Source organism: Mycobacterium sp. Aquia_213 (assembly GCF_026625985.1).
In the GTDB taxonomy this organism is placed as follows: Bacteria; Actinomycetota; Actinomycetes; order Mycobacteriales; family Mycobacteriaceae; genus Mycobacterium.
The window spans coordinates 1702545-1725919 of record NZ_CP113116.1 but is presented as its reverse complement, the minus strand read 5'-3'; the positions used below and the strand labels follow the sequence as shown (position 1 = coordinate 1725919).

24 protein-coding genes are annotated in these 23375 nt (G+C 65.9%); 7 read left to right on the top strand and 17 right to left on the bottom strand.

The features are described from left to right. Positions 1 to 3: 3 nt before the first annotated feature. The 6 genes from LMQ14_RS08255 to LMQ14_RS08230 form a co-directional block, all read right to left on the bottom strand. Entirely contained in the window at positions 4 to 1431 is a 1428-nt protein-coding gene (locus tag LMQ14_RS08255) for an amidase (RefSeq protein WP_267734275.1), read from the bottom strand. Next, on the bottom strand, positions 1428 to 1808 hold the full coding sequence (locus tag LMQ14_RS08250) for a tautomerase family protein (protein ID WP_267734274.1): 381 nt from the start codon (positions 1806 to 1808) through the stop codon (positions 1428 to 1430). The genes LMQ14_RS08255 and LMQ14_RS08250 overlap by 4 nt, the downstream gene beginning before the upstream one ends. 16 nt (positions 1809 to 1824) lie before the next feature. Beyond that, positions 1825 to 3258, bottom strand: coding sequence for an MFS transporter (locus tag LMQ14_RS08245; RefSeq protein WP_267734273.1), 1434 nt, complete (start codon positions 3256 to 3258; stop codon positions 1825 to 1827). Next, positions 3259 to 3660: a hypothetical protein gene (locus LMQ14_RS08240; protein WP_267734272.1), complete on the bottom strand. Its 402-nt coding sequence runs from the start codon at positions 3658 to 3660 to the stop codon at positions 3259 to 3261. Between the two features lie 220 nt (positions 3661 to 3880). Further along, positions 3881 to 4402: a winged helix-turn-helix transcriptional regulator gene (locus tag LMQ14_RS08235; RefSeq protein WP_267734271.1), complete on the bottom strand. Its 522-nt coding sequence runs from the start codon at positions 4400 to 4402 to the stop codon at positions 3881 to 3883. Positions 4403 to 4461: 59 nt separating this feature from the next. Continuing rightward, positions 4462 to 5181, bottom strand: a complete 720-nt coding sequence (locus tag LMQ14_RS08230) for a glycoside hydrolase domain-containing protein (RefSeq protein ID WP_267734270.1) — start codon at positions 5179 to 5181, stop codon at positions 4462 to 4464. Between the two features lie 209 nt (positions 5182 to 5390). Here LMQ14_RS08230 and LMQ14_RS08225 point away from each other — a divergent pair, with 209 nt between their 5' ends. Next, complete coding sequence (locus tag LMQ14_RS08225; RefSeq protein ID WP_267734269.1) at positions 5391 to 6542, top strand: aromatic ring-hydroxylating oxygenase subunit alpha; 1152 nt, start codon at positions 5391 to 5393, stop codon at positions 6540 to 6542. Here LMQ14_RS08225 and LMQ14_RS08220 read toward each other — a convergent pair. Then, a complete protein-coding gene (locus LMQ14_RS08220) occupies positions 6525 to 7877 on the bottom strand; it encodes a lipocalin-like domain-containing protein (RefSeq protein WP_267734268.1) in 1353 nt (450 codons plus the stop codon). The genes LMQ14_RS08225 and LMQ14_RS08220 overlap by 18 nt on opposite strands. A 101-nt stretch (positions 7878 to 7978) precedes the next feature. Between LMQ14_RS08220 and LMQ14_RS08215 the strand changes: the two genes are divergently transcribed. Continuing rightward, entirely contained in the window at positions 7979 to 9457 is a 1479-nt protein-coding gene (locus tag LMQ14_RS08215; RefSeq protein WP_267734267.1) for an aldehyde dehydrogenase, read from the top strand. On the opposite strand, the gene LMQ14_RS08210 is transcribed toward LMQ14_RS08215, so the two are convergent. The 6 genes from LMQ14_RS08210 to LMQ14_RS08185 all read right to left on the bottom strand — a co-directional run bounded on the left by LMQ14_RS08210 (position 9452) and on the right by LMQ14_RS08185 (position 14152). Continuing rightward, on the bottom strand, positions 9452 to 9988 hold the full coding sequence (locus LMQ14_RS08210) for a maleylpyruvate isomerase family mycothiol-dependent enzyme (RefSeq protein ID WP_267734266.1): 537 nt from the start codon (positions 9986 to 9988) through the stop codon (positions 9452 to 9454). The two genes, LMQ14_RS08215 and LMQ14_RS08210, sit on opposite strands and share 6 nt — an antisense overlap. After that, positions 9981 to 10424 carry a MaoC family dehydratase gene (locus LMQ14_RS08205; RefSeq protein ID WP_267734265.1) on the bottom strand — a complete coding sequence of 148 codons (444 nt, stop codon included), beginning with the start codon at positions 10422 to 10424 and terminating at the stop codon, positions 9981 to 9983. The genes LMQ14_RS08210 and LMQ14_RS08205 overlap by 8 nt, the downstream gene beginning before the upstream one ends. After that, positions 10421 to 10894, bottom strand: a complete 474-nt coding sequence (locus LMQ14_RS08200) for an FAS1-like dehydratase domain-containing protein (RefSeq protein WP_420714669.1) — start codon at positions 10892 to 10894, stop codon at positions 10421 to 10423. Before LMQ14_RS08200 ends, LMQ14_RS08205 begins: the two co-directional genes overlap by 4 nt. 70 nt (positions 10895 to 10964) lie before the next feature. Next, positions 10965 to 11390 (bottom strand): nuclear transport factor 2 family protein, encoded by a 426-nt coding sequence (locus LMQ14_RS08195; RefSeq protein ID WP_267734263.1) that lies wholly within the window; start codon positions 11388 to 11390, stop codon positions 10965 to 10967. 62 nt (positions 11391 to 11452) lie between these two features. Further along, entirely contained in the window at positions 11453 to 13033 is a 1581-nt protein-coding gene (locus tag LMQ14_RS08190; protein ID WP_267734262.1) for an AMP-binding protein, read from the bottom strand. 9 nt (positions 13034 to 13042) lie between these two features. Beyond that, positions 13043 to 14152: a Rieske 2Fe-2S domain-containing protein gene (locus LMQ14_RS08185; protein WP_267734261.1), complete on the bottom strand. Its 1110-nt coding sequence runs from the start codon at positions 14150 to 14152 to the stop codon at positions 13043 to 13045. 149 nt (positions 14153 to 14301) lie between these two features. Between LMQ14_RS08185 and LMQ14_RS08180 the strand changes: the two genes are divergently transcribed. Further along, positions 14302 to 15540, top strand: a complete 1239-nt coding sequence (locus tag LMQ14_RS08180; RefSeq protein ID WP_267734260.1) for a cytochrome P450 — start codon at positions 14302 to 14304, stop codon at positions 15538 to 15540. 1 nt (position 15541) lies between these two features. Here LMQ14_RS08180 and LMQ14_RS08175 read toward each other — a convergent pair whose 3' ends face one another. Genes LMQ14_RS08175 through LMQ14_RS08165 form a run of 3 tightly spaced genes read right to left on the bottom strand, consistent with a single transcriptional unit; the run spans position 15542 to position 18596 of the window. Next, positions 15542 to 15982 (bottom strand): nuclear transport factor 2 family protein, encoded by a 441-nt coding sequence (locus tag LMQ14_RS08175; RefSeq protein WP_267734259.1) that lies wholly within the window; start codon positions 15980 to 15982, stop codon positions 15542 to 15544. 17 nt (positions 15983 to 15999) lie between these two features. Then, positions 16000 to 16191 carry a ferredoxin gene (locus LMQ14_RS08170; protein WP_267734258.1) on the bottom strand — a complete coding sequence of 64 codons (192 nt, stop codon included), beginning with the start codon at positions 16189 to 16191 and terminating at the stop codon, positions 16000 to 16002. 11 nt (positions 16192 to 16202) lie between these two features. Continuing rightward, positions 16203 to 18596: a CaiB/BaiF CoA-transferase family protein gene (locus tag LMQ14_RS08165; RefSeq protein WP_267734257.1), complete on the bottom strand. Its 2394-nt coding sequence runs from the start codon at positions 18594 to 18596 to the stop codon at positions 16203 to 16205. A 130-nt stretch (positions 18597 to 18726) separates the two neighbouring features. Here LMQ14_RS08165 and LMQ14_RS08160 point away from each other — a divergent pair, with 130 nt between their 5' ends. Both LMQ14_RS08160 and LMQ14_RS08155 read left to right on the top strand, forming a co-directional pair. Next, the gene (locus LMQ14_RS08160; RefSeq protein ID WP_267734256.1) at positions 18727 to 19548 is read left to right on the top strand and encodes a FadR/GntR family transcriptional regulator; all 822 of its coding nucleotides are present in this window, start codon (positions 18727 to 18729) and stop codon (positions 19546 to 19548) included. Positions 19549 to 19565: 17 nt separating this feature from the next. Continuing rightward, the gene (locus LMQ14_RS08155; protein WP_267734255.1) at positions 19566 to 20282 is read left to right on the top strand and encodes an SDR family oxidoreductase; all 717 of its coding nucleotides are present in this window, start codon (positions 19566 to 19568) and stop codon (positions 20280 to 20282) included. On the opposite strand, the gene LMQ14_RS08150 is transcribed toward LMQ14_RS08155, so the two are convergent. Beyond that, a complete protein-coding gene (locus tag LMQ14_RS08150; RefSeq protein WP_267734254.1) occupies positions 20248 to 21117 on the bottom strand; it encodes an LLM class flavin-dependent oxidoreductase in 870 nt (289 codons plus the stop codon). The two genes, LMQ14_RS08155 and LMQ14_RS08150, sit on opposite strands and share 35 nt — an antisense overlap. A gap of 70 nt (positions 21118 to 21187) precedes the next feature. On the opposite strand from LMQ14_RS08150, the gene LMQ14_RS08145 reads away from it, so the two are divergent. Continuing rightward, on the top strand, positions 21188 to 22252 hold the full coding sequence (locus LMQ14_RS08145) for an acyl-CoA dehydrogenase family protein (RefSeq protein ID WP_267734253.1): 1065 nt from the start codon (positions 21188 to 21190) through the stop codon (positions 22250 to 22252). After that, complete coding sequence (locus tag LMQ14_RS08140; protein WP_267734252.1) at positions 22249 to 23373, top strand: acyl-CoA dehydrogenase family protein; 1125 nt, start codon at positions 22249 to 22251, stop codon at positions 23371 to 23373. The genes LMQ14_RS08145 and LMQ14_RS08140 overlap by 4 nt, the downstream gene beginning before the upstream one ends. Positions 23374 to 23375 lie beyond the last annotated feature (2 nt).

The following is a 23375-nucleotide window of genomic DNA, read 5'->3' as shown; positions in this document are numbered from 1 at the left end:
CGGCTAGACCGGGATCGGCGGACGGCGGTCGCCGAGTCCGCCTTTGCGTTCAAGCAGTGCGCCGAGTCGCAGAATGGTCGACTCGTCGAACCACCGCGAGACGAGCTGGATACCGATCGGCAGACTCTCGGAACTGAAGCCGTACGGGACTGAAAGTGCCGGCAGACCGGTCAGGTTGAAGAACGAGGTGATGTCCATGACGTGCGCCCACGACACGGTGACACCGTCGACCACCAGCTCCTGCAGGCCGTGCGGCGGCGCGGTCACCGGATTAACCGGACACAGCAACACGTCGTAATCGCCGAAGTACCCGGCGAACGCCGAACGCAGGTCCTCCTGTGTTCGCCGGGCGGCGTGCAGCTGGGCGAAGGTGGGGTCCGCCATGGCGACGATGCCCGCTCCGGTCGCGAACAGTTCGTCTTCGCGGCCGGCCGCCAAGGCCTTGACGTGCGGGACCAGCTGCGAATAGAAGAATGTCATCACCGCGGTCAGAGCGTCGGTCTCGCGCAGGAAGGGCGGGTCTATCCGGTCGACCCGGCAACCCAGGTCGACCAACCGGGCCGCGGCGTCGGCCACGGCGGCGGCGATCTCGGGATCGACCGGCCCGAAGGAGTCGACGGCCCACCCGACCCGGATGGTCTGTCCGGCGATTCGGGTGCTGGCGGACTCGGTGTCCTTCGCGTGTACGGCATAGCCGTCGCGGCCGTCGGGACCACTCAGCAGCGAATAGCCCAGTGCGATATCGCGGACAGTGCGGGCCATGGGCCCCACATGGAACCATGCGGATGTCATGGGCGCGAGGTGGCCGGTGAAGGGGATCCGGCCGTGCGTAGCCTTGAGGGCGCCGATCCCGGTGTAAGCCGCCGGGCCGCGCAACGAGATCGCTACGTCGCTACCGATCCCGATCGGTGACATGCCCGACGCGATCGCCGCAGACTCGCCGCCCGAGGATCCACCGGGGGTGCGGTCCAGCCTCCACGGGTTATTGGTGCGGCCCGTCACGAAATTGTCAGTCTCGGTCCACGCCGAGAACTCGGGGATGTTGGTCTTCGCCAGGACAATGCCTCCCGCAGCCTTGAATCGGGACACCGAGGTGCCGTCGGCGTCGGGGACGCGGCCGGCGAATAACTTCGTGCCGCCCTGGGTCAGGACGCCGGCGGTGTCGATGGAGTCCTTCACCGTTACCGGAACACCATGCAGGGGACCAAGTTCGGTGCCGCTAGCGACGGCGGCGTCGGCAGCGTCGGCGGCGCGCAAGGCCTCCTCGGCCAGCAAGGTGACGATGGCATTGACGCTCGGGTTGACCTCGGCGATGCGATCAAGGTGCGCCCGGACCACTTCGCGGCTGGACACCTGCTTGCGCGCGATGAGGGCCGCGAGGCTGGTTGCGTCCTGGTAGTGCAGTGGTTCTGAGTGCGCATCTCGTTTCATGCGTACTGCGCTTCGCCGTCGCCGAACGACCAGTTTTCTTTGACTACCTCGGTGAGACTCACGAAGACATCCTGCGGTCGCAGCTGGGCCCGGTCACTGAGACGCCGCACCAGGGCGGCGTAGAAATGCTGTTTTGCCGCTACCGAACGTCCGGCATTGAGGGTGATGTCGATGATAAAGGCTTCATCGGAACGCTCGATGCCGAGGTAAGTCGAATCGATCAGTAAATCGCCGGAAGCGTGGGGGGTGACGACCTGGAAGCGATCGTGGACGGGCACATTGAGGGTGTCGACCAGAGTCTCATAAACGACGTCGGCAATCACGGTTCGGCGTTCTGGCACAATAGATTCCGGTAGATCGATGCGAACTAGGGGCATGGAGATCAGTCCTTTCTTAGGCTGCGGTCGTAAGTGTTGATGCCGCGGCGGTGCGGCGCCTGGTGCGGGCGAGCATGACCGCGACCGCCGAGAGCACCCCGCTGGCCACCAGCAGCCACCACCCGCGCTGGTAGGAGGCCAACGTGGCATGGCCGCTGCCCACCAGCACCACCAGCAATGCCACTCCGATGGCGCTGCCGACCTGGCGTGCCGTGTTCAGCACCGCGCTACCGGTCGTCGCGCGGTGTGCCGAAAGAGCGCTTGCCGCAGCGAATAACGGCGCCTGGACCAATCCGGCGGCGCAGCCCATCAGGAGCAGACCCGGCAAAAAGCCCTGCGCGTAATCCGGCGCTGCCGAGGCCCCGAGCAACCACAACGCCGCGGCCGCGGCCATGCACAGCGACCCTGCGATCGCCGGCGCGGTGCGGCCGAACCGGGCAGCGACCGCCGCGGCGTTGACGGCCCACAGCAAGGACACGAGTGGGCCGGGTGCGATCGCCAGACCGGTGCGCAGCGCGCTGTAGTGCCACGCGTCCTGAAGGAACAGCACGCTGATCAGCAGCCACGCCCCGAATCCGATGAAGAACGCGAGTAGCGCGATGGTTGAGCAGCTGAACGCCCGGGAGGCGAACACCGAAGCCTCGATCATGGCGTGCGGATGAACGACGGTGCGCCACAACGTGATCAGTGCTGCCGCCACGGCGGCGGCGTAGAGCCCGAGCGTGACTGGGCTCATCCAGCCCCAATCGGGACCCTTGACCGTCGCTAGCACGAGTGCGGTGATGGCGATCAGCAGCGACACGGCTGATAGCGCGTCGGGCAGCCGGCTGTCGTGGGCAGCGCGGTGCCGGGGCACCATCGGACGCGCCAGCGCGACGATAAGGATCCCGATCGGCAGATTGATCAGGAAGATCCACCGCCAGCTGAGCCCGACGAGCAGACCGCCGACGGTGGGGCCCAAAGTGCCGGCGACCGCAGCGAGTCCGGCCCACAGACCAACGACCAGACTGTGCTGCCGGGCGGGGAAGGCGTGCAGCAGCAGCCCGAGCGATGCCGGCACGATCACGGCGGCACCGGCCGCCTGGACCATTCGGCCGGCGACCAGAACAGCCAGCGTCGGCGCGGCCCCACAGATCACCGAAGCGAGCGTGAACAGCCAGGTACCTGCGATCAGGAAGCGGCGGCGCCCGTAGTGGTCGGCCAGACGGCCGGCGGGAATGAGCAACGCGGCAAAGACGACAGTGTAGGCGTTGAGCACCCAGGACAGGTCGGTCAGCGACGCCCCACGATAAGACTGGCCCATCGCCGGCAGCGCCACGTTGACAACAAACAGGTCCAGTTGCGCCATGAATGCGACGGCACCCAATACGCCGAGTGCCGCCCACTTACGGACATGGCCGGCATCGTCGTCGGCCTCGGCTGCGCAGGGAGCCAGATCCTCACCGCTCATTTAGTCCTCGTAACCGAAGTATTCGGGCCCGAGCCAGTCCTTGATGCTCGGGTACATCGCCGATCGGAACAATTCGACGGCGGGCAACGGGCGATAGGCGGCGATACGCTTGGTAATCAGGCCGCTGTCGTTGTCATCGATGAGTTCGAGGATTTCGAGGTCGCGTCCGCCGATCTCACCCTGCCATTGCAGGAAGGTCGTCCGTTCGTCGATCTTGTGCTCGCGCAGGTAGTGACCGGAGCGCACGTGTGAGGAGAGCGCCCAGATCCGGCTGATGAGCTCGCGGCCGGTCACCACCTTGGTCAGAATCGGTGTGTGGAATTCGACGTCGTCGGCCAGCAGTGCGGCGACCTCTTCGGGTGTGTTGTTTCCGCGTTCGCGGAGTGCGCGCAGTGGGTGCATGACGTGTCCTAGCGTTGCCGTGGATCGAAAAGCGTTGTCATGGTTCAGATTCCAATCCTGGGATCTAGTGGATGACGGTCAATGGGTCGCGCGTCCCGACTGTGTCGCGGCGGCTTCCAGACATCACGGTACAAGTTCATTCAATGAACTTCAATAGATGAAGTTCTGCAACCCATGGAATCCGCTTAGCGAATCAGCCGACTGAGCTCGTCCGCTGTTGCTAAGGGGCGTCCACGAAAGGTTCCAGCATCCGGTGGGGCTTCCTCAGCAGGCGACTGATCCGGTCGTCGTGTCCGGCATCCCGCGAACGCCGCGGATGGACGTCGAGATCGCGGGGCGCGGGAACCACACCACACTTTCCGCAGTTGCCCAACGGTGTGAGTTCACCTCCACAGCCGGAATGCACGATAGGGCGGCGCAGACCGGGCTCAACATAGAATTCGTTGCCCCAGTTCATCATTGACCACACAACTGGCCATAGCAGCTCACCCTTGCGGGTCAGCGAGTACTCGCTTCGGCCGCTGGCGCCGACTGAGGTCGTCATGATCTGGTGTGCTACGAGCAGCCTGAGTCGCTCGGTGAGGACTGCAGGCGGGATCTCGAGGTGCTCGCGAAAATCGGTGAAGCGGACCACGCCGTAGAAAGCATCCCGGATTATGAGCAGTGTCCACCGCTCACCGATCACCTCGAGCGAGCGCGCTACCGCGCACAGCTCACGATCGTATTCTCGCCGCAAAGCCACTTCAGGATCATACGCCGGGAACAGTACAGTGATTGAATCTTTGCGACGGTGCGCGGTTGCTAGGCCCACTGCCCGAATTGCGGCTTGAGGATTTCGTTGATGTCCACCCCAACGCCGCCCACGCTGCGCTTATCGATCTCGACTTGGTGCAGATTGGCCTCCGGATGGGCGTAGCCCTTGGGCGAGCCCCAGTTGTGCTGCCAGAAGCAGGAACCCAGGCCGTCGTGCAGCGCCCAGTCGATCGTCTTCGAGTTGGCGTAAACGCCCGTCCGCTGGTGTCCGATCACCGATTCCCAGGACCGCAGGTAGGGAGCTACCTGGCTTTTGTACTGCTCATAGGACGGGTCGTCGTCGATCGACGCGTAAATGGGTGCGTTGGCGGGACCACCGGCGGCGGCATGCAGCTCCATCCCCCGCTGGGCATGTTGCAGCCCGGCGTTGGCGCCGCCCAGCCAGTCGGCCGAATTGCCCTTGCCGTACTGATAGCAGGAGACAATCTTGAGTCCGTTGCTGTGCAGGTCACGGGCTTCGGCGACCTGAATCGGCTTGCCCAGCATCCAGTTACCGCCCGGCCGCCGGTCGGAGACATAGCGGATCGACCCCACGGCGCCGGCGGCCCGGATCTGGCTGGCCGGAATCACGCCCGCGGCGTAGTCCAACAGGGTGCCCAGGGAAGCCGAGGCCGGCGCGGCGCACAACGACGAAGCCGCGACGCCCAGACCAACCAAGGCCGGGGTCGCGGCCGCGAATTTGAGCACGTCACGGCGCGAAATCGACACATCGGACAGGGTACGACACAAACACCAACAGACACACCAATCACACCGGTCACAGATCAATCACGTTTGGCGTACTCGGGTTTGGGACGCCGGCAGCCAGTGTGCGGTGACGGCGTTGAGTGTGCGGTCAGGGTGGCGACACGCCGGGGCGGGCCGCATTATTATTGTCACTATTAACTTTATAAAGTTAGCGTCCGAGGGGGGCTCCAATGGATCATGACCAGCTCATCGACCTGACTCGACGGGCGTTGAAGTTGGCCCGCGACAAGACCACCGACCTGGCTCCGCACCAGCACACGGTCGACGCGAGCGATTACACCTCGGCGCAGCGCCACCTCAGCGAAAAGGCGTTGCTAGTGGCCAGCCCGCAACTCGTCGGCTACGTCTCGGAGCTCGCCGAGCCCGGCGCCTACTGCACCAAGACGGTGATGGGGCGATCGATCCTGCTCACCAGAACCTCCGACGGGTCGGTCCGAGCCTTCGACAATGTCTGCCTGCACCGCCAGTCGCCGGTGGTGACGGGCTGCGGCACCGCGAAGCGGTTCAGCTGTCCGTACCACGCCTGGACCTACGACAACACCGGCAAGCTGGTCGGCCTGCCCGGTCGCGAGGGCTTCCCGGATGCGACGGTCAAGTCCGACTCGTTGACCGAACTCCCCGCCGCCGAGTTCGCCGGATTCCTCTGGGTGGCGCTCGATAAAGACGCCACCCTCGACGTCGCCGCGCACCTGGGACCGCTGGCCGACGAGCTGGACTCGTGGGGCATCGGACGATGGGCCCCGCTGGGCGAGAAGGTGCTCGACGCCCCGATCAATTGGAAGTTGGCCGTCGACACGTTCGCCGAGAACTACCACTTCGCCACCGTGCACCGGGACACCTTCGCCACCATCGCCCGCAGCAACTGCACGGTTTTCGATTCGTACGGACCCCACCATCGGTTGATCTTCCCGCTCAACGCGATCCTCGAGCTGGAGAATGTTCCCGAGGAGCAGTGGGACCCGTTCCACAACATGGTGGTGATCTACGCGCTGTTCCCCAACATCGTGCTGTCGGTGACGATCGCCAACGGCGAGCTGTTCCGGATCTACCCCGGCGACGAACCCGGCCGGTCGATCACCGTGCACCAGAACTCGACACCGCTGGACATTTCCGAGGAATCCGTGGCGGCCGGCGCTCAAGCCGTGTTTGAGTACGCGCACGCCACGGTGCGCGACGAGGACTACCGGCTGGTCGAGGGGCTGCAGGCCAATCTCGCGTCGGGCGCTCGCGATCACCTGGTGTTCGGCCGCAACGAGCCGGGGTTGCAGCATCGCCACATCGCGTGGGCCGAGGCCCTCGCCGCGTCAGCTGCCGGCGGCTGACTGCGCTTCGGACAGCACGGCGATCAGATCGTCGAGAAGCGTTGCCAGCATGCCGTTTTGCACGGGAAGCGCTGCGCTGAGCAGTTCGACTGCCGCACCGCGACGGCCCGCGGCCACCAACGGCACCAGCTGATCGACCACCGACTGCAAGTCCGGGTCGACGTCGGCAACGGTGGTGGCCAGCACCTCGAGCAGCTCCCAGTCCCGGTACAGCGCCACCGAGCGCTCGTTGAACGCGAAGCCGCTCACCGGTTTACCCCAGAGCGTCCCCTGGTAGCGGTATGGCCCCTCCATGTACTCGATCGGCAGACCGTGCGCGGGCGCCGGCACCAGCGGCTCGCCGACGAGATCCAGTTGCAGTGTGGCGCAAGTAATCCGGTGCCGGTCGGCAAGGTAGCGGGCCGGGGCAAGCGGGCGCACCAGCGGTCGCACGTTAGTGGGCCATTTGACGTAACTGCTGACGGTGACCTCGATGTCCTCGGCGCATTCCGGCGCGATGGCCGGATCCGGGTGACTGGTCGTTATGCCGGTAAACGGTTGCAGCGCATTGCCGTTCGTGCGGTCGAACTGCCGCCAGATGCTCAGGTCGACGCCGTTGTCGAAATTGATCGTGCGCCATTCGTGCGAGCGGGCTCGCGGGTCTCCCCCGGTGCCGCCGCCGCCCGCATACTTCGGGAACCACTGGCGATCGACATGTCCGCTGCTACCGGAAACCTGCTCGACCGTCTCGCCCCAGCGCAGTGTTCCGGTCATCGACATACCGGTCTGGAAATACGAGTACGTGTCCGCTTGACCGAAGCAGACGATCTTGCCGTTGTAAGTCGATGCGCCCACCGGCACCGGTGCGCGTGTCGGGGTGACGACCAAGTCCAATCGCATGGACCGCCCCTGGTGGTCCTGGCCCACCAGGCTGACTCGATAGGTATAGGGCAGCAACTGGTCGTCGGCGTCACGGCACGTGATCCACGACGCGGTGCCGGCACTGCTCTGATAGCTGATGTCGAGATAGCCTGCGGCCATTGCCATTTTGCGCTGTGCCCCCGGCTCCATATTGGCCGGCGGCATGTCGTAGTCGGTGTAGGTGCCGTAATCACCGGTGTCGAGGTCGAACAGTGCCATCGTGTAGAAGTCGGCGACGACCGTTCCCCCGGGTTGGTTCTTGTTGAAGATGGTCAGGAACGCAAACGACCGGTCGCTCTCGACGGCCTGCAGTTGACCGGCGATGAACCACGTGTCGGACTCCTGGCCCGGATGTTCGCCCTCCGCCGCGGGGAAGTCCAGCTGGCTATCGCCGGGCACCAACTGATACGGGTAACTGCGCCAATCGGTATTCATCTCGGCTTCCTTGCCACCGCGCCATCTTGCTTCTTTGCTATGTTAGCGTCAATAGCAAAATTACGGTCACGGCCTCATCCCCGCCGCAAGGAAGTGCCCCGATGACAGAAAATACCGACCATCGGACCTATGCCGAACTGTTCATCGGAGGGCAGTGGCGCAAGCCCGCCAACCCGAGCCAGCTCGACGTGATCTCCCCGCATACCGAAGAGCCGATCGGCCACGTCCAAGTTGCCGGTCCCGAGGACGTCGATGCCGCGGTCACCGCCGCGCGCCACGCCTTCGACCATGGCCCGTGGCCACGGTTGACCCACGCCGAGCGGATGGCCAAGGTCGAAGAGTTCGCCGCGATCTACGCCGGCCATGTCGACGAGATGGCCGACCTGATCACCGACGAGATGGGGTCGCCGCGTACCTTCAGCCGGATGGGCCAGGGCGCCGCCGCGGCGGCGTTGATCCACCTGACGCTGGCCGCCGCCCGCGACTTCCCCTGGGCGGAACGCCGCCAAGGTGTGCTCGGCGAGGTGCACCTCCGCCGGGCGCCGGTCGGGGTGGTCGGGGCGATCGTGCCGTGGAACGTACCGCAATTCCTGATCATGCCCAAGCTCATTCCGGCACTGATCGCCGGCTGCACGGTCATCATCAAACCCGCACCCGAAACACCTTTGGACGCTTTGTGGTTGGCCGAAATGATCGAGCAGGTCGGCCTGCCCGAGGGTGTGGTGTCGGTGTTGCCCGGCGGTACCGACGTTGGTGAGGCGCTGGTGCGCCATCCCGGCGTGGACAAGATCTCCTTCACCGGTTCCAGCGCCGTCGGACGCCGCATTGCCGCCTTGTGCGGAGAGCAGCTCAAACGGGTGAGCCTGGAGCTGGGCGGCAAGTCGGCGGCGATCATTCTCGACGACGCCGACATCGCCAAGACGGTGGCCGGCCTGAAGTCGGCCAGCCTGATGAACAACGGACAGGCCTGCGTCGCGCAGACCCGCCTTTTGGTCAGCGAACGACGGCACGATGAGTTCGTCGACGCGCTGGCCGAGATGATGTCGAATCTCAACGTCGGGGATCCGACCGACGAGGCGACCGACATCGGGCCGCTGTTCGCTCAACGGCATCAACGCCAGGTGCAGGAGTACATCCAGTCCGGACAAAGCGAGGGCGCCCGTATCGTGCTCGGTGGCCTCAATACCGCACAAGACAGTCCGGCCGAGCGCGGCTGGTACGTGCGGCCAACGCTTTTCGTCGATGCGACCAACGACATGCGCATCGCCCGCGAGGAGATTTTCGGCCCGGTGTTGACGGTGCTGCGCTATCGCGACGAATCCGACGCGGTCCGCATCGCCAACGAGAGCAACTATGGTCTGGCCGGTTCGGTGTGGACGTCGGACATCGCCCACGGCCTGGACGTCGCAGCCAGTGTGCGCGCGGGCACGTACGGCATCAACATGTACACACTCGACATCGGCAGTCCGTTCGGCGGTTTCAAGCACTCGGGCATCGGCCGCGAGTTCGGGCCGGAAGGCCTCGACGAATATGTCGAGCTGCAGACGGTGATCGCCAAGGGGCAGATGCCGCCGCTATGAGCTAGTGCGCTCCGGCTGCCATGCGGGATCACGACCAAGGCGCGCAAGGAGTTTGGCCTGCACATCACTGTCGCTGCTCGGCGCGACGGGAGCACCGAACATTCCCGACGCGGCCAATTCGCGGGGATCCACCGGGAGTCCGGCATAGCAGAGCTCGCACCACCGGGCATCCAAGCGATCGTCGGCCCCGACCGCGCGAGCGAGATCCCAGCAGTGGACCAGGACGTCGCGGGTCAGGTTCGGCATCAGCCGATACGCATCCAGTTCTGCCGCGCTGCCGGATTCAAGAGCCGCTGTCAGCGACGCATAGGTCAGTTGCCACCGCGCTTGCGGATCGTCGGGCCGATGGGGCTTTAATCCCAACGGCCGCAACAGAAGTACGTCGTGGAAGCCGATAACGTGCTCGAGCACCGCCCGGGCGTCCCAAGCCTCGCACGGGCTGCGACGATCCCACTTGCCATCGGCCGACGCGACCGCCTGGCCGAACCGTCGACACACGGCCAGATGCAGTTCGGCTACGCCGTCATCCACCGTGCAACTGCAGGGTGAGCTCGACCGGGCAGCACAGGACGCCATGCTGATTGGTCACTTCGATCGTGATATCGACCAGGCAGCGCGGTGGGTCCACCGAGGTGTCCCGTCGCTTGGCCACCGCCCGGCCCCGGCCGATCATCGTATCGCCGGCATAGATCGAACCGGCCAGTCGCAGCGAGCGGCGCACCACCCGGCTACTCGGGCCGGCCCAATCGGTCGCGATGCGGTCGGCGAACCCGGCAAGGTGCATGGTGTTGAGGTAAATCGTTGGGTTGCCTTGCCTCTGGGCATATTCGGGATCGAAGTGGCCGGGGAAATAGTCCCACGTCGCTCCGGCGTTCTCGACCACCCGCTGGTAGCTGATCTCGTCGACCACTTCCGGCAGCTCGACGGGAACGGTGATCTCGTTCCAGTCCAATTCCGCACCGGTCATGCCGGCGCTGCCGGGGTGAAGCGGAACAACGTATTCCGCGATCGGGCGACGACGGTGCCGTCCTGACGGCGATAGGTCTCCAGCATCTCGATGAAATGCCCGACACCGAGCCGGGTCTGCTTCTCCGGTGACACCGACACCAATTCCTCGACACTGGTGAGCACGTCGCCCTCCACGATGGGCTCCAGGAACTCGACGTCGTTGGCGGCGTTGATGAATGTGGTGCCCGGCAACGGTACTCGCAAGATCAGCGACGCGGCGGGTCGCCGGCCGCCGGGCTCCCATGGCGGAGGTATCAGCCATCCCATCAACAAACCCGGTGGGGCCAACAGGCCTCCCCACTGCTGCCGCGCGAACTCCGGGTCCCAGTACGAACGATTGCCGTCGTGAATCATCGAGGCATACAACTGAATACGCGCGCCACTGACCGGCGTCACGGCGGTCCGCGGTTCGGTTGCCACGCCGACCATTCGCAGCGCGTCTTCGTAGGTGCCGAAGGCTAGTTGATAGCTGAGATCACGATCCACGTATCGGTGCCGCTTACATGACAAGCGGGTGCCGGCTGGGCACCAAATCCCAGGAGAGATTGCGCGACGTGTAGTACCAGGCGCCGCGCTCGTAGATCAGCTCATCCCGGTATGTCCCGGTGGCGCGCAGCGTGGTGTCGCCGAAGGCAGCGGAGAACAGCACGACGACACAGCGCTGCATCGCGTGGACACCCTCGACAGCGATCTCGTGATCGACGGTCACCAAGCGTTGTCCTTCGCCCCCGTCGAACGCCAAACGCAGGTCGGCGAAGAGTTCACCGTCACGCACGTAGCTGGCTCCGGAATGACGAAACGTCGCGATCCAGCTATCGCGGTCGCCGTCGGAGTAAGCGCGATTGTGCCGGGCGTTCAAATTCAAGATCGCATCGCGGCCGGTCGCAGCCTGCAGGAACTGTTCCTGCTGGTAGGTCATCGTCATCTTCTACTCGCCAGCCTCTCCCCGAAGGAAAAAAGAAACGAACTACGTAACATCGACTTTACTTACCGCTTAACAATATATCCGTATTCTTCTCGATCCCAGACCCCCGACGTCAAACCCTTGACTCGCAGTAAATCTTTACGCACCCGTCCGATAACGTTCTTCGGGAGTTCGTTGACCTGCTCGACGTATCTGGGCACGCAGAAGTACGGCATCCGGGCCGCACAGAAGTCGAGCAACTCCGCGCAATCCAGCACGGCATCCGCGCGCACCGCCACCACGAGCAGGATGTCGTCCTCGCCCAATTCGCTGGGCACCCCGATCGCCGCGGCTTCGGCCACCGCGGGATGGCTCACGACGACGCGCTCCACCTCGACCGAGGAGATGTTCTCGCCGCGCCTGCGTAGCGAATCCTTGATCCGGTCCATATACGTCAGGTTCTGATCGGCGTCGAGTCGGCCGAGATCACCGGTGCGAAACCATTCCGGGTGCGGGGCCACCCGGGCGTCCGGGCCGACATAGCCCTCGCTCATCACGTGCGGGTGTCGGGGCCGGCAGGCGATCTCGCCCACGGCGCCGGCGGGCAGCGGGTTGCCGTCGTCGTCGACGATGCGCACGTCGAAGTTGGGATTGGGTCGGCCGGACGTTCCGGGGACGCCCTCGTCGGAAACGCCCTTGACCACGATCGGGAAGGCCTCGGTCATCCCGTACATCGTGACAATGCGGCAGCCGTAACGCTTTTCGATGTCGTGGTAGGAGCTCGCGTCGATCGGCGCGGCCGAGATGAACCGCAGCGGCAACCGCGCGTCACGCGGATCGTCGGGCAAGTTGTACAGCATCGACACCATCGCGCCGGCCCCGACAAAGCCGATGGCACCGTGGGCGCGGATGTCATCCCACACCTGGCCGGGATGGAATCCGCCCGCCAGCACGGTCGTTGCGCCGGTCAGCATCGGGACCAGCACGCTCGGTGCGGCGCTCAGGTGGAACAACGGCATCGCCGTCCACAACGACTCCCCCGACCGTAGCTCCCAGGCCGACGCGGCCGTCGCGGCCACCGAAAACAGGTAATTCCAGCTCGTGGCAACGGCTTTCGACGGCCCGGTGGTGCCCGAGGTGTAGAACAACGCCCCCACCTGGTCGGGCTCGGCGGGATCGTCAAGACAGCGGGCTTCGCGGGTAAGCGCGCGGCTCAGCGAATCGCCTTGCACCACAATGTCGGTCACCGCGTCCAGCCGGTCGGCGACCTCGTCGACCGGGGCACGCCGCTCGGCGTCGGTGAGAATCACCTTGGCCCGCGACAACTGCAGGGTATGCAGCAGGAAGTCCCCCTTGTTGGCGGCGTTGACCGCCGCGCTCACCGCGCCGATGCGGGCCGCGCCCAGCCAGAAGTACACCCATTCCGGGCAGGTGCCGGTGAACAGCGCCACCCCGTCGCCGCGGCCCACGCCCAATTCGCTCAGCAGGGCGGCCGCCGCGCAGGAGCGCTGACGCATCTGCTCGAACGTGACCTCGGTGCCGGCGATCGACATCATCACCCGATCGGGGGACTGCTGGGCCCGGCGATCCAGCACGGCCGGGACGGTGAAGCGATCCACGCCGAAATCGGAGGGCCCGAGGGGCTTACCCCGAACCGAGTGCATCGGCGCCACTTAGGCTTTCGCAGCCGCCGGGTCGGGTTCGCCTTCGGCGGTGTATCCGAAGTCGCTGGATGAGGGCTCCGTGCCCGGGTAGAAGCGGTGCGCCCAGCGGCGCAGGGCCGCATAGTCGTGTGCCTCTTCGGGAGCCAGGTTCGGCTTCTCCAGGTATTTCATGTTCTCCCAGGTGAAGAAGTCCTGTTTGATGACTTCTTGCTGCAGCTCCAGGAATTTCGCGGCGCGGCCGGTGGGTTTGTCGCCGGTGTCGCCGGGCTCGCGGATGGAGGCCTGCGTGTAGAAGTAGTCCGTGTAGTCCTCGTCGACCGGCGTCTGTCCGGTGACCTCGATCGTGGCCACCAGGTCACTCGGGAACCGGACCAGCCCCAGCCCCAGCGAGTAGTTGTCGTAGATGATCTTGGCGTCGACCGGCCCGTTGGGCGTCAACCACGTCTTGGCCCGGCCCCCGCCGAAGTGAGCGTTGACGGTGGCGTGCAGGTGATAGCCCGCCACTTCGAAGGAGGCGGTGTTGGCGGGGTTGGCGGCCTTGTGCACGTACTGCACGTGATACGGATCGGCCGCATTCTCGATGATCATCTGCGCGTGCACCTTGACCCGGTTCAGCATCCGGCTGTGCGGGTGCAACGGGTAGTACTCGCCGGTTTCCAGTTCGGGAAGCGCCGGCGGCTGCCAGTACGGCGCGCGGCCGTGGCGTTCGTGCCAGACCAGGATGAAGCCGTACCACTCCATGCTCGGATAGGTCTTGATCCGGACGTTCTGCTTGCAACCGATCTTGCTGTACGGGATCAACGCGTTGCTGCCATCACCGCGCCACTGCCAGCCGTGCCAGGGACAGACGATGTTCTCGTCTTCGACGGTTCCGCCGACGCCCATGTTGGCGCCGAGGTGCTGGCAGTATGCGTCCAGCACGTTGACCTTGCCGGACGCGGTGCGGAACAGCACCATCTCCTCACCGAAGTAGTGCAGCCGCTTGACTTGCCCGGGCGCCACGTCGCTGGCGAAGGCAACGATGAACCACCCCGTCGGGAACCGATAGGTGGACAGGGCAATGCCGGACGGTCCGAACTCACGTTCCGACGGGTCGGGCTCTGAAATCGTATTCACCACAACTCCGTTTCCCACGCGGCCGGGCGCAATCGGGCCGCTCTTACCTCACCGCGTTTCGACGACTAAAGTCTATTTTTACTATTTTAAGCATTGAACGTCAACGCGGTGCCAGCCGGTGGTCGCGTGGTGGGTGAACAAGCGGGGTTCGCATGACTGCTGCTGCAGTGGATCTTTCCGATTTCGCCTTGTGGCGTAGCGGTTTTCCCGACGAGTTGTTCGCCGAGTTGCGGTGCAACAGGCCGCTTTTCCGGCACGACCTGACGCCGGGTGTGGCGCAAACCGTGCGCCGTGATTTTTGGGTGGCGACCAAACACCGGCATGCGGTCCGCCTGCACCGCGACACCGAGTCGTTCACCGCGGGCGACGGTCCGCTGATCCAGCCGGTCGCCATGTTCTCGTCGTACCCGACGATCATCACGCTGGACCCGCCGGACCTGAACAAGCGCCGCAAACTCATCGCAGGCGCGTTCAATCCGCGGGCCATCGCCAAGCTGGAGGACGGCATTCGGGCGCGGGCGGCGCAGATGATCGACAGATTGCTCGCCAAGGGCGGCGGGGATTGGATCGAGGACGTCGCCGACGCGCTGCCCATGACGGTGATCGGCGACATCATCGGCATCCCCGACGAGGACCGGGCGCGAATCTTCGACATCTTCGATCGCATCCTGAAGGCGCTTGCGCCCGAGGCGAGCCCGAGCGGGCAGGTTGAACTCGAGCTCTTCGCCTCGGTCTTCGGGTACGCGATGGAGCTCACCGCCGAAAAGCGGCGCAACCCGACCGACGACATCTGGAGCACGCTGGCGTCCGCGGTGATCACCGGTGACGACGGCGAGCAATTCAGCCTGCCCGAACACGAACTCGAGTTCTTCTTCTTCGTGCTGGCGTTCGCCGGCAGTGACACCACCAAGAACGCCCTGGCCATGGGGCTGCAGGCGTTCGTCGCCAACCCAGAGCAGATCGAACGGTATCGCGAAGACGAGGCGCTGCGGCCCGGTGCCGTCGAGGAGGTGCTGCGCTGGGCGTCGCCGGTCGCGTACTGGACCCGCACCGCGAAGGTCGATGTGCAAATGGACGGCCTGCACATCCCCGCGGGCGATCGGGTGGTGTCGATGCTGCGTTCGGCCAACCGCGACGAGGAAGTGTTCGACTCCCCGTTCACCTTTGACATCGGCCGGCAACCCAACCCGCATGTGGCTTTCGGCGGCGGCGGGCCACACCACTGCCTGGGTGCGATGCTGGCGCGCGCCGAACTGCGGGCGGCGCTCGACGAGCTGCTGCTGCGCTGCGACCGCATCGAAATCGGGCCCGCCACGGTGTCGTATCCGAACCTGACCACCAACATGTCGATCTACGACGAAATGGCGATCTCGCTGACCGAACGGCGCTGAGTCAGTACGGGGCGGGTCCCTCGCCGAACGCGGCGAACACCGCCAGCGGATCCAGGTAATCGCGCCAGTGCACGATCTTCCGGCCGTCGATCGTGATCACGGAGACGAATCGGTTGACGTAGGGCGCGCCCGTCTTCACGACGGTGCCGTGCATCGTGTACTCGAGAATCACCGTGGACTGCTCGGGGTCGAAGTAGCGGTGCACGTCGCTGCTGTGACTCTGGACGATCGAATCCCCATAGTCGGCATACAGTTCGGCCAGCGCTTCTCTCCCGACGATTTTCCTCGGATACGTCGGAACGGTGATGACGAACTCGACCACCGCATCGTCGGCGTGGATATCGAAAAAGTCGGCCCCGTCGACCAAACCGTCGAGGGCCCCGACGACAAGCTCGAAGTAGGGCCGCATTCCGGCGTACTTCGCCATATCTCGCGATGACATGGACGGCTCGCAGTTCCTCAGTCCTGCAACCGCAGTGCGGCCTTCGGGCACTGGTCCACCGCGGCGCGGACGTCGATCTCCCGGTCCGGCGCCACCTCGCCGTCCGCGATCTGCACCACGTCCTCGTCGCCGAGTTCGAACACGTCCGGGGCGAGCGATTCACAGAAGCCTTGGGCCTCGCACAAGGTCTCGTCGACGGTCACGCGCATGAGTTGCCTCCTTATAGGCCCTTGGGGCGGGTTCCGATCACCCCGCTGGCAGCGAGGTTCGCCAGCTCTTCGTCGGTCAGCCCGCACCGATCGCGCAGTACTTCTCCATTGTGCTCGCCCAGCAGCGGCGGCGGGCGCAATAGCCACCTGTCCTGGCCGGACAGCGATGCGAACGGCGGGCACGGATACTCGGCTGACCCTATGCTCGCGTGTTGCAGCGTCTCGAAGAAACCCCGGTCGCGCAGTTGGGGGTTCTCGGTCACCAGCGACGGCGAGACCACGGGCGCCGCGGGAACACCCGCGCTTGCCAGCCGCTCCACCGTCGATTCCAGCGGCTGCGTGGCGAACCACTCCCGCAGCCGGTCATCGATGTCGTCGGCGCACTCCCGTCGGCCGTCGGCCGTGGCCAGACCCTCGTCACACCAGGCCGGTCGCCCCATCACCTCGACGAGCGCGGACCACTGCTGGTCGTCGCTCACGGTCATCGCGATCCAGTCGTCTTTCTCTGGTGCACCGGCACACCGATAGAGATTCTGGATCAGCCCGCCGAAACCGCGATTGCCGCGGCGGCTCAACGTCTTTCCGAAGACCTCGAATTCGATCGCCTGTATCGCGGTGGCGTTCAACACCGTTTCGAGCATCGGCAGCTCGAGCTGCTGACCGGTGCCGGTGCGTTCGGCGAAGTTCAGCGCGGCCAGTACGGCGAACGCGGCGTGCACCCCGGCCAGTGGATCGCAGGCTCCACGCGGCGTCACCGGCGGGGCATCCGGCAGACCGGTCACCCAGGCCAGCCCGGCGAGCTGTTCCATTGTGGGGGCGAATCCGACTCGTTCGCGCCAGGGGCCGTCCAGCCCGAACGCGGGCATGCGGGTGACGACGAGTTTGGGGTTGACGTCGAGCAGCACGTCGGCGGTCAGCCCGAATTGGTCCATCACGCGCGGGGAGAAGTTCTCGATCACCACGTCGGCGCCGGCCACCAGTTTCATGAACACGCGGCGCCCCTGTCCGGAGCCCAAATCCAATGTGACCGAACGCTTGTTGGTGTTCATCGCGTGGAACACCCAGCCGTACTCCCACCAGTCGTCCACGTCTTTGCGCATCCCGCCGGAGTACCGGATGCCGTCGGGGCGCTGGATCGACTCGACCTTGATCACCTCGGCGCCAAAGGCCGCGAGCAGGTGGGTCGCCGCCGGCCCGGCCCAGAACGCGGTCAGGTCGACGATCCGGACGCCTTCCAGCGGCCGGGTCGGTTTGGCCGGATCGCGTTCGGGTTCCCGTGTGCGCCAGGGTGACTCGTCGTTGTCGGCGCCCGGGTCAACAGTGTCGCCGACCGCAGGAGCCGCGCAGGCCGACATCAGCCACGGCGGGCGGGGCTGGTGAAAGCCGGCGGGGTTTTGCCGGAATACCCCGCGTTCGGTCGCGTACTCCACCTCGCGGATCGTTGCGCCGTTGCCCAGCGCCGCGATCGGCAGCCGGAACAGTTGGCCGAGCTCGACGATCTCCGCGACGGACCGCTGCGCCAGCCACGGGCCGATCTGCTCGCGGATCAGGTCGCGGTAGCCCCAGCGGCCGATCTGAAAACGCAGCTGCTCAATCTCTTCGAGCGCCGGACACTCGACCATCGCCAGGAAGTCGAGCCATTGCTGGCCGGTGACCATGGTGATCCCGACGTAGCCGTCCTTGGCCGGCTCGATCGACGGGACTTCGGTGGTGCGGCTGATCGGCGGCACCCGCAGCAGCTGCGAATGCAGCCATTCACTGCTCTGCATCAACGTCATCGCCTCGAGCATGGACAGGTCGAGATGCTCACCGGGACCGCCGTGCTCGACGCGGCGGCGCACGGCCAGCGCGCCGAACGCGGCGAACACGCCGCCCATGTACTCCCCCAGGTCGCCGCCGATCGAGATCGGGGGCCCGGCCGGATCGCCGCGGAAACCGGGCGAGCCCGCCCAGGCCTGCAAGGTGAATTCGCTGGCAGCGCGGTCGGCATACGGCCCGGTCCAGCCGAAGTCGGAGATCGTGACGATGACCGCTCGCGGCGCATCCGCCAGCAGCCGGCGCGGATCGATGCCCAGCGCCGCGGCGCGCGACGGGCCGGCGGTGAGGATGATCACGTCGGCGGCCGCCAATTCGGCACGCAACCGCTCCGAGCCCGGCGCGAAGGTCATGCTCTGCTTGCCGGCGTTGAGATAGCTGTAGAACGGCGATGCCTGGCCATCCGGCACGGGCGAACAGGACGCCGAATATCGCCGCAGCCAATCTCCTTGCGGCGGTTCGATTTTGCGCACCTGCGCCCCGGCGTCAACCAGCAACTTGCCGCAGTAGCTGCCAGCTATCCGGTCGCTGATTTCGACAACACGCAACTCATGCAGCGGTGTCGGACGGTCATCTGACCCCTGGCTCAATTGCCTCCGCCCTTCCGATCGCCACGCGATCAGAGATGCTATTTATATCATTACTGCTAAAATAGCTAAGCCAGCTGAGTACGCGCGCCTGGGAGCGCGCCGCTCGCCCTGCCGCGACTGCGAGGATTGGATGCCCGCTCTGGGAATTGGTCCCGATGCTCGTCGCCGGTTGTCGGCGCCGAGGATTGCCGAAATCGTAGCCGACGAATTGCGCCGCCAAATCATCGACGGCGAGCTTGCCGATGGCGATCTGCTGCCGCGCCAGGAAGTACTGGTCGAACAATTCAACGTCAGCCTGGTCTCGCTGCGCGAAGCCCTGCGCATCCTGGAAACCGAGGGTCTGGTCTCGGTGCGACGGGGTAACCGCGGCGGCGCCGTCGTGCACGCACCGGCCAAGACCAGCGCGGCCTACATGCTCGGGCTGTTGCTGCAGAGCGAGTCCGTTCAGGTCGCCGACCTGGGCATGGCGCTACAGGAGCTCGAGCCCGCCTGCGCCGCGTTGGCGGCGCAGCGACCGGACCGGGCCGACACCCTGGTGCCAGAACTCAAGCGGGTCAACGACTCCATGACCGAGCACCTCGACGACGGGCGCCTGTTCACCGAAATCGGCCGCCAGTTCCACGATCTCATCGTCCAGGGTTGCGGAAACCACACCATCATCGCGGTCGTCGGCAGCCTGGAAACGCTGTGGAGCAGCCACGAAAAGCAGTGGGCCGACGAGAGCGCAGCGCGTGGCACCTATCCGTCGCTGACCCAGCGACGCGCGGTCCTCAACACACATACCAAGCTGGCCGAGACCATCGCGGAAGGCGACGTCGACCGCGCCCGGCGCATCGCGGGCCGTCACCTCGCCGATACCCAGACCTATGTGCTGGCCGGGCGGCCCACCCAACGGATCTATGCGCTTTCGCCGCAGGCATTGTCACGCCCGCGCGATCTCCGGCAGTCGTAAGGAAGCCACTCATCTCCATGCGAACCGCGTTGGTCACCGGCGGCAGCGGTGGGATCGGCAAGGGCTGCGGGCGTAAGCTGGCCGAACTGGGTTACAACGTGGTGCTGGTGGCCCGGCGCGCGGATCCGCTCCGCGCGGCCGCCGCGGAGATCGGGGCCCGTTACCTCGTGGCCGACGCGTCCGATCCGGACGGATTCGCCGCTGCGATAAGCACTTTGGAGACGATCGACCTGGTCGTTCACGCCGCGGGTACGCTCGGCGGAACCTATGCGCGCAAGCAGACTTTCGCGCAGTGGCAGACCATCATCTCGGCCAACCTGGATTCGTGCTTCGTGGTGACCGCCGCGGTGCTGCCGCGGATGCAGGCCGGCTCGCGGTTCGTGTTCATCTCCTCGTCGGCGGCCCACGAGCCGATGATGGCTCGTACCGCCTACTCCGCGTCGAAAGCGGGCATGAATGCGTTCGCCCGGGCACTGGCGCTCGAAGTCGACCGCGACGGCATCGCCGTGCACATCGTGACGCCGGGCCCGGTGGAAACCGAGATGCTGCAGGACGTTCCCTTCGAGATGTACGCGATTCAGATCTCCGACGTCGCCGCGGCCGTCGCCTGGCTGGACACGGTGGACCCGTCGGTCGATCTGCCGGAGATCCGGCTTTCCGCGGTGCAGCGCGGTCCGTACGCTCGACCGCCGGTCGTTCCTAACGAGGCCCGCCGGCGCCAGGGAACGTCTTGATCACCGTTTCGCCGAACTCGCGCAGGGACTCCGGGTTCGCGAAATCGGCGAACCACACGTAGAAGCGCTCGACCCGCTGGGCGGCCAGACCCGCGAAGTGCTGGGTCAGCTCGTCGGCGTCGCCGCAGACCAGTCCCGCCCCCAGATTGCCGAATCGACGCATGCTCACCTCACGCACGGTGTCGGGGTCGGTGCCCGACCGGGCGAAGCCGATCATCTGCTGGACCGAGATCCGGGCGCTTCCCGCCGACGGAGCCAGCTTGGGCAACCGGTCGATGTGATTGGCCTGTAGGTTCCACCAATCCGCGTAATTGCGAACGAGTTCCATCAAGCGGGGCCCGCTGCCACCCAGAACCAGCGGTATCGGATGGTTGCGCTTCGGCAACTGAACCGCTCCGTCGTCGTCGGTACCGTCGCCCCAGTACTGCCTGATCAGGGCCAGGTGACGGCCGAGCTGCTGAACGCGGGCCACCGGATCCTGCTGACCGACATCGAATCTGGTGAACTCGGCGGGCCAGGATCCCGAGCCGAGGCCGAGATCGAACCGGCCGTCCGATGCGTCGGACAGGCTGACGGCTTGCTTGGCGAGCACGGCGGGATGCCGAAAGGCGTCGCACAGCACCAGATGGCCGATCCGCAGCCGCTCCGTCTTGGCAGCCACCCAGGTGGCGACGGCCATTGCCTCCCAAATGCTTTCGCCGGGCAGCCCCGGAGCCTCGAGGTGATCGATGAACGCCATTCCATCGAAGCCACTGGCTTCGGCATGCCGGGCCCGTTCCGTGATGTCGCCCACAGACAACCGCACCTGCGGCAGGAACAGATACCACTCGACCATGCGACCACCTATGCTCGGCGCGATTGCAACAGCGTCGCTAGTTTACTATCTTTATTATGTTAGGGGTCTTATGGATGTCGGACTGACTTCGGATCAGCTGTCGCTGCGCGACGCCGTGCGCGACATCTTGCGTACCGAATGTCCTCCCGACGCCGCCCGGCAGGCGCTGACGGATCCGGAGCGCTGGCGCGCTCTGTGGAAGACGGTAGTCGACCTCGGTTGGACCGAACTCGCCGCACCCGGAGTCGACGACTACGGACCCGTCGAACTGGTAGTGGTTCTCGAGGAGTGCGGCGCCGCCCTGGCGCCAATTCCGTTGCTCAGCAGCGTCGGCCTGGCCGCAGGGGTGTTGCGGGCGTGCGGTCTGGACTCGGTGCTCACCGATATCGCCGGCGGGGCCGTTGGCACCCTGGCGGTGCACGCCAAGGGATCTCGGCTGCCCGGGCCACCGATGACGCTGCGCGACGGACGGGTACGCGGCCGCGCGGTCGCCGTCCCCAACGCGTCTCGCGCAGAGCTGGTCGTCACGCTGGCCAAATCCATCGACGGCTATGTCGCCGTGGCCGTGCGTACCGGCGACGGCGTGACGATCACCGCGGGCGAGTCCACCGATCCCGCGCAACCGCTGGCCGACGTCGAGATCGACGCCGAACCCTTAGGCTGGGCGCCCGTCGACCTGGAGTGGGCGCTGACCGCGCCGTTGGTCGCGGTCGCCGCCGATCTGGTCGGCACGGCGAGCGCCGCCCTGCACCTCTCCGTCGAGTACGCGAAGTCACGCCGTCAATTCGGCACGCCGATCGGCGCATTCCAGGGCATCAAGCACGCGCTGGCCGACAACTATGTCGGCGTGGAGCGCGCCCGCAGCCTCACCTACGCGGCCGCGGCCCGCCTTGCCGATCCGAACACCGCACCCGCGGACGCCTGGACCGCCGCGGCACTGGCCAAGGCGGCGGCCGGCGACGCCGCGGCCGGCTGTGCCCGCACCGCGGTCCAGGTGCACGGTGCGCTGGGGCAGACCTGGGAGCACGACGCACACCTCTACGTCCGGCACGCCTGGCAGGGCGCGGCGCTGTTGGGAGACAGTCGCGCGCTCTACCACGAGGTGGGCTGCCGTTTCGCCGGAGGCGCGGCATGACGAGTGCAACGACTCCGTCCGAGGCGGTCGCCGAGTTCGTCGACTGGCTGGCCGCGTTCCTGCCGCAGGACTATTACGAGAATTACCGCCGGTATCGCTGGGACATCCCGCTGCGCCGCGACTATCAGCGGGCCGCATTCGAGGGCGGCTGGCTGCAGCCCACCTGGCCACGCGAACACGGCGGTCGATCGCTGGGTTTGCGCGACGCGATGGAGATCCGGATCGAGGGCGCGTTGCGGTCGGCGCCCAAGCTCCCCAACATTCAGGGGCCCGGCGTCGCCGCACCCGGCATCCGCCAGTTCGGCACGCCCGACCAGATCGAGCGCCTGCTGGTGCCACTGCTGCGCGGCGACGAATGGTGGGCGCTCGGTATGTCCGAGCCGGAGGCCGGGTCGGATTTCGCCGGCCTGCGCACCCGCGCCGAGCGCGACGGGGACGTCTTCCGGGTCAACGGTCACAAGATCTGGACCACACAGGCCCACGAATCGCGGTGGTGCACACTCTATGCGCGCACCGATCCGGACGCACCGAAACACCGTGGCATCTCGTGCCTGATCCTCGACCTGCACTCCCCCGGCGTGCGCATCGAACCCATTCGGATGTCGTCGATCTCGGACGAGACGTTCTGCGAGGTCTTCCTCGACGACGTCGAGATCCCGGCGGAAAACCTGCTGGGTCCGGTCAACGGCGGCTGGAACGTCGCGCTCTCCTCGCTGCACCATGAACGCCAGATGATCTGGATCATGAACTGGGTCGAAATCAAGCGCGGACTCGACGCGGTGCGGGGGGCCGGGGCGACCGGGGACAGCCAGGACCTCTACACCGAACTCGGGTCGCTGCTCGCCGACGCCGAAGCGCTGCGGGCCACCGGGTACCGCGCACTGGGCAACGAACTGGCCGGCCGGCCCAGCCCGGAAGCCGACATCATGAAGCTCCTCGGATCGGTTACCTTGCAACGGGTTTGGGAACTCGCGGCCGCCGCCGAAGGACCGCGTTCGGCCGGCGATTCCGATCTGCTGTTCGAACGTCAGGACGCGCTGGCCGCCACCATTTACGGCGGCACGTCGGAGGTGCAGCGCAACATCATCGCCGAGCGACTGCTCGGGTTGCCGAAGGGATGACG

Bases quoted from the DNA above. Each gene is read 5' to 3' on its own strand.
- LMQ14_RS08255 (WP_267734275.1), bottom strand. From the start codon at position 1,431: ATGAAACGAGATGCGCACTCAGAACCACTGCACTACCAGGACGCAACC.
- LMQ14_RS08250 (WP_267734274.1), bottom strand. From the start codon at position 1,808: ATGCCCCTAGTTCGCATCGATCTACCGGAATCTATTGTGCCAGAACGC.
- LMQ14_RS08245 (WP_267734273.1), bottom strand. From the start codon at position 3,258: ATGAGCGGTGAGGATCTGGCTCCCTGCGCAGCCGAGGCCGACGACGAT.
- LMQ14_RS08240 (WP_267734272.1), bottom strand. From the start codon at position 3,660: ATGCACCCACTGCGCGCACTCCGCGAACGCGGAAACAACACACCCGAA.
- LMQ14_RS08225 (WP_267734269.1), top strand. From the start codon at position 5,391: ATGGATCATGACCAGCTCATCGACCTGACTCGACGGGCGTTGAAGTTG.
- LMQ14_RS08220 (WP_267734268.1), bottom strand. From the start codon at position 7,877: ATGAATACCGATTGGCGCAGTTACCCGTATCAGTTGGTGCCCGGCGAT.
- LMQ14_RS08215 (WP_267734267.1), top strand. From the start codon at position 7,979: ATGACAGAAAATACCGACCATCGGACCTATGCCGAACTGTTCATCGGA.
- LMQ14_RS08205 (WP_267734265.1), bottom strand. From the start codon at position 10,424: ATGACCGGTGCGGAATTGGACTGGAACGAGATCACCGTTCCCGTCGAG.
- LMQ14_RS08200 (WP_420714669.1), bottom strand. From the start codon at position 10,894: ATGGTCGGCGTGGCAACCGAACCGCGGACCGCCGTGACGCCGGTCAGT.
- LMQ14_RS08195 (WP_267734263.1), bottom strand. From the start codon at position 11,390: ATGACGATGACCTACCAGCAGGAACAGTTCCTGCAGGCTGCGACCGGC.
- LMQ14_RS08190 (WP_267734262.1), bottom strand. From the start codon at position 13,033: ATGCACTCGGTTCGGGGTAAGCCCCTCGGGCCCTCCGATTTCGGCGTG.
- LMQ14_RS08180 (WP_267734260.1), top strand. From the start codon at position 14,302: ATGACTGCTGCTGCAGTGGATCTTTCCGATTTCGCCTTGTGGCGTAGC.
- LMQ14_RS08175 (WP_267734259.1), bottom strand. From the start codon at position 15,982: ATGTCATCGCGAGATATGGCGAAGTACGCCGGAATGCGGCCCTACTTC.
- LMQ14_RS08170 (WP_267734258.1), bottom strand. From the start codon at position 16,191: ATGCGCGTGACCGTCGACGAGACCTTGTGCGAGGCCCAAGGCTTCTGT.
- LMQ14_RS08160 (WP_267734256.1), top strand. From the start codon at position 18,727: ATGCCCGCTCTGGGAATTGGTCCCGATGCTCGTCGCCGGTTGTCGGCG.
- LMQ14_RS08155 (WP_267734255.1), top strand. From the start codon at position 19,566: ATGCGAACCGCGTTGGTCACCGGCGGCAGCGGTGGGATCGGCAAGGGC.
- LMQ14_RS08150 (WP_267734254.1), bottom strand. From the start codon at position 21,117: ATGGTCGAGTGGTATCTGTTCCTGCCGCAGGTGCGGTTGTCTGTGGGC.
- LMQ14_RS08145 (WP_267734253.1), top strand. From the start codon at position 21,188: ATGGATGTCGGACTGACTTCGGATCAGCTGTCGCTGCGCGACGCCGTG.
- LMQ14_RS08140 (WP_267734252.1), top strand. From the start codon at position 22,249: ATGACGAGTGCAACGACTCCGTCCGAGGCGGTCGCCGAGTTCGTCGAC.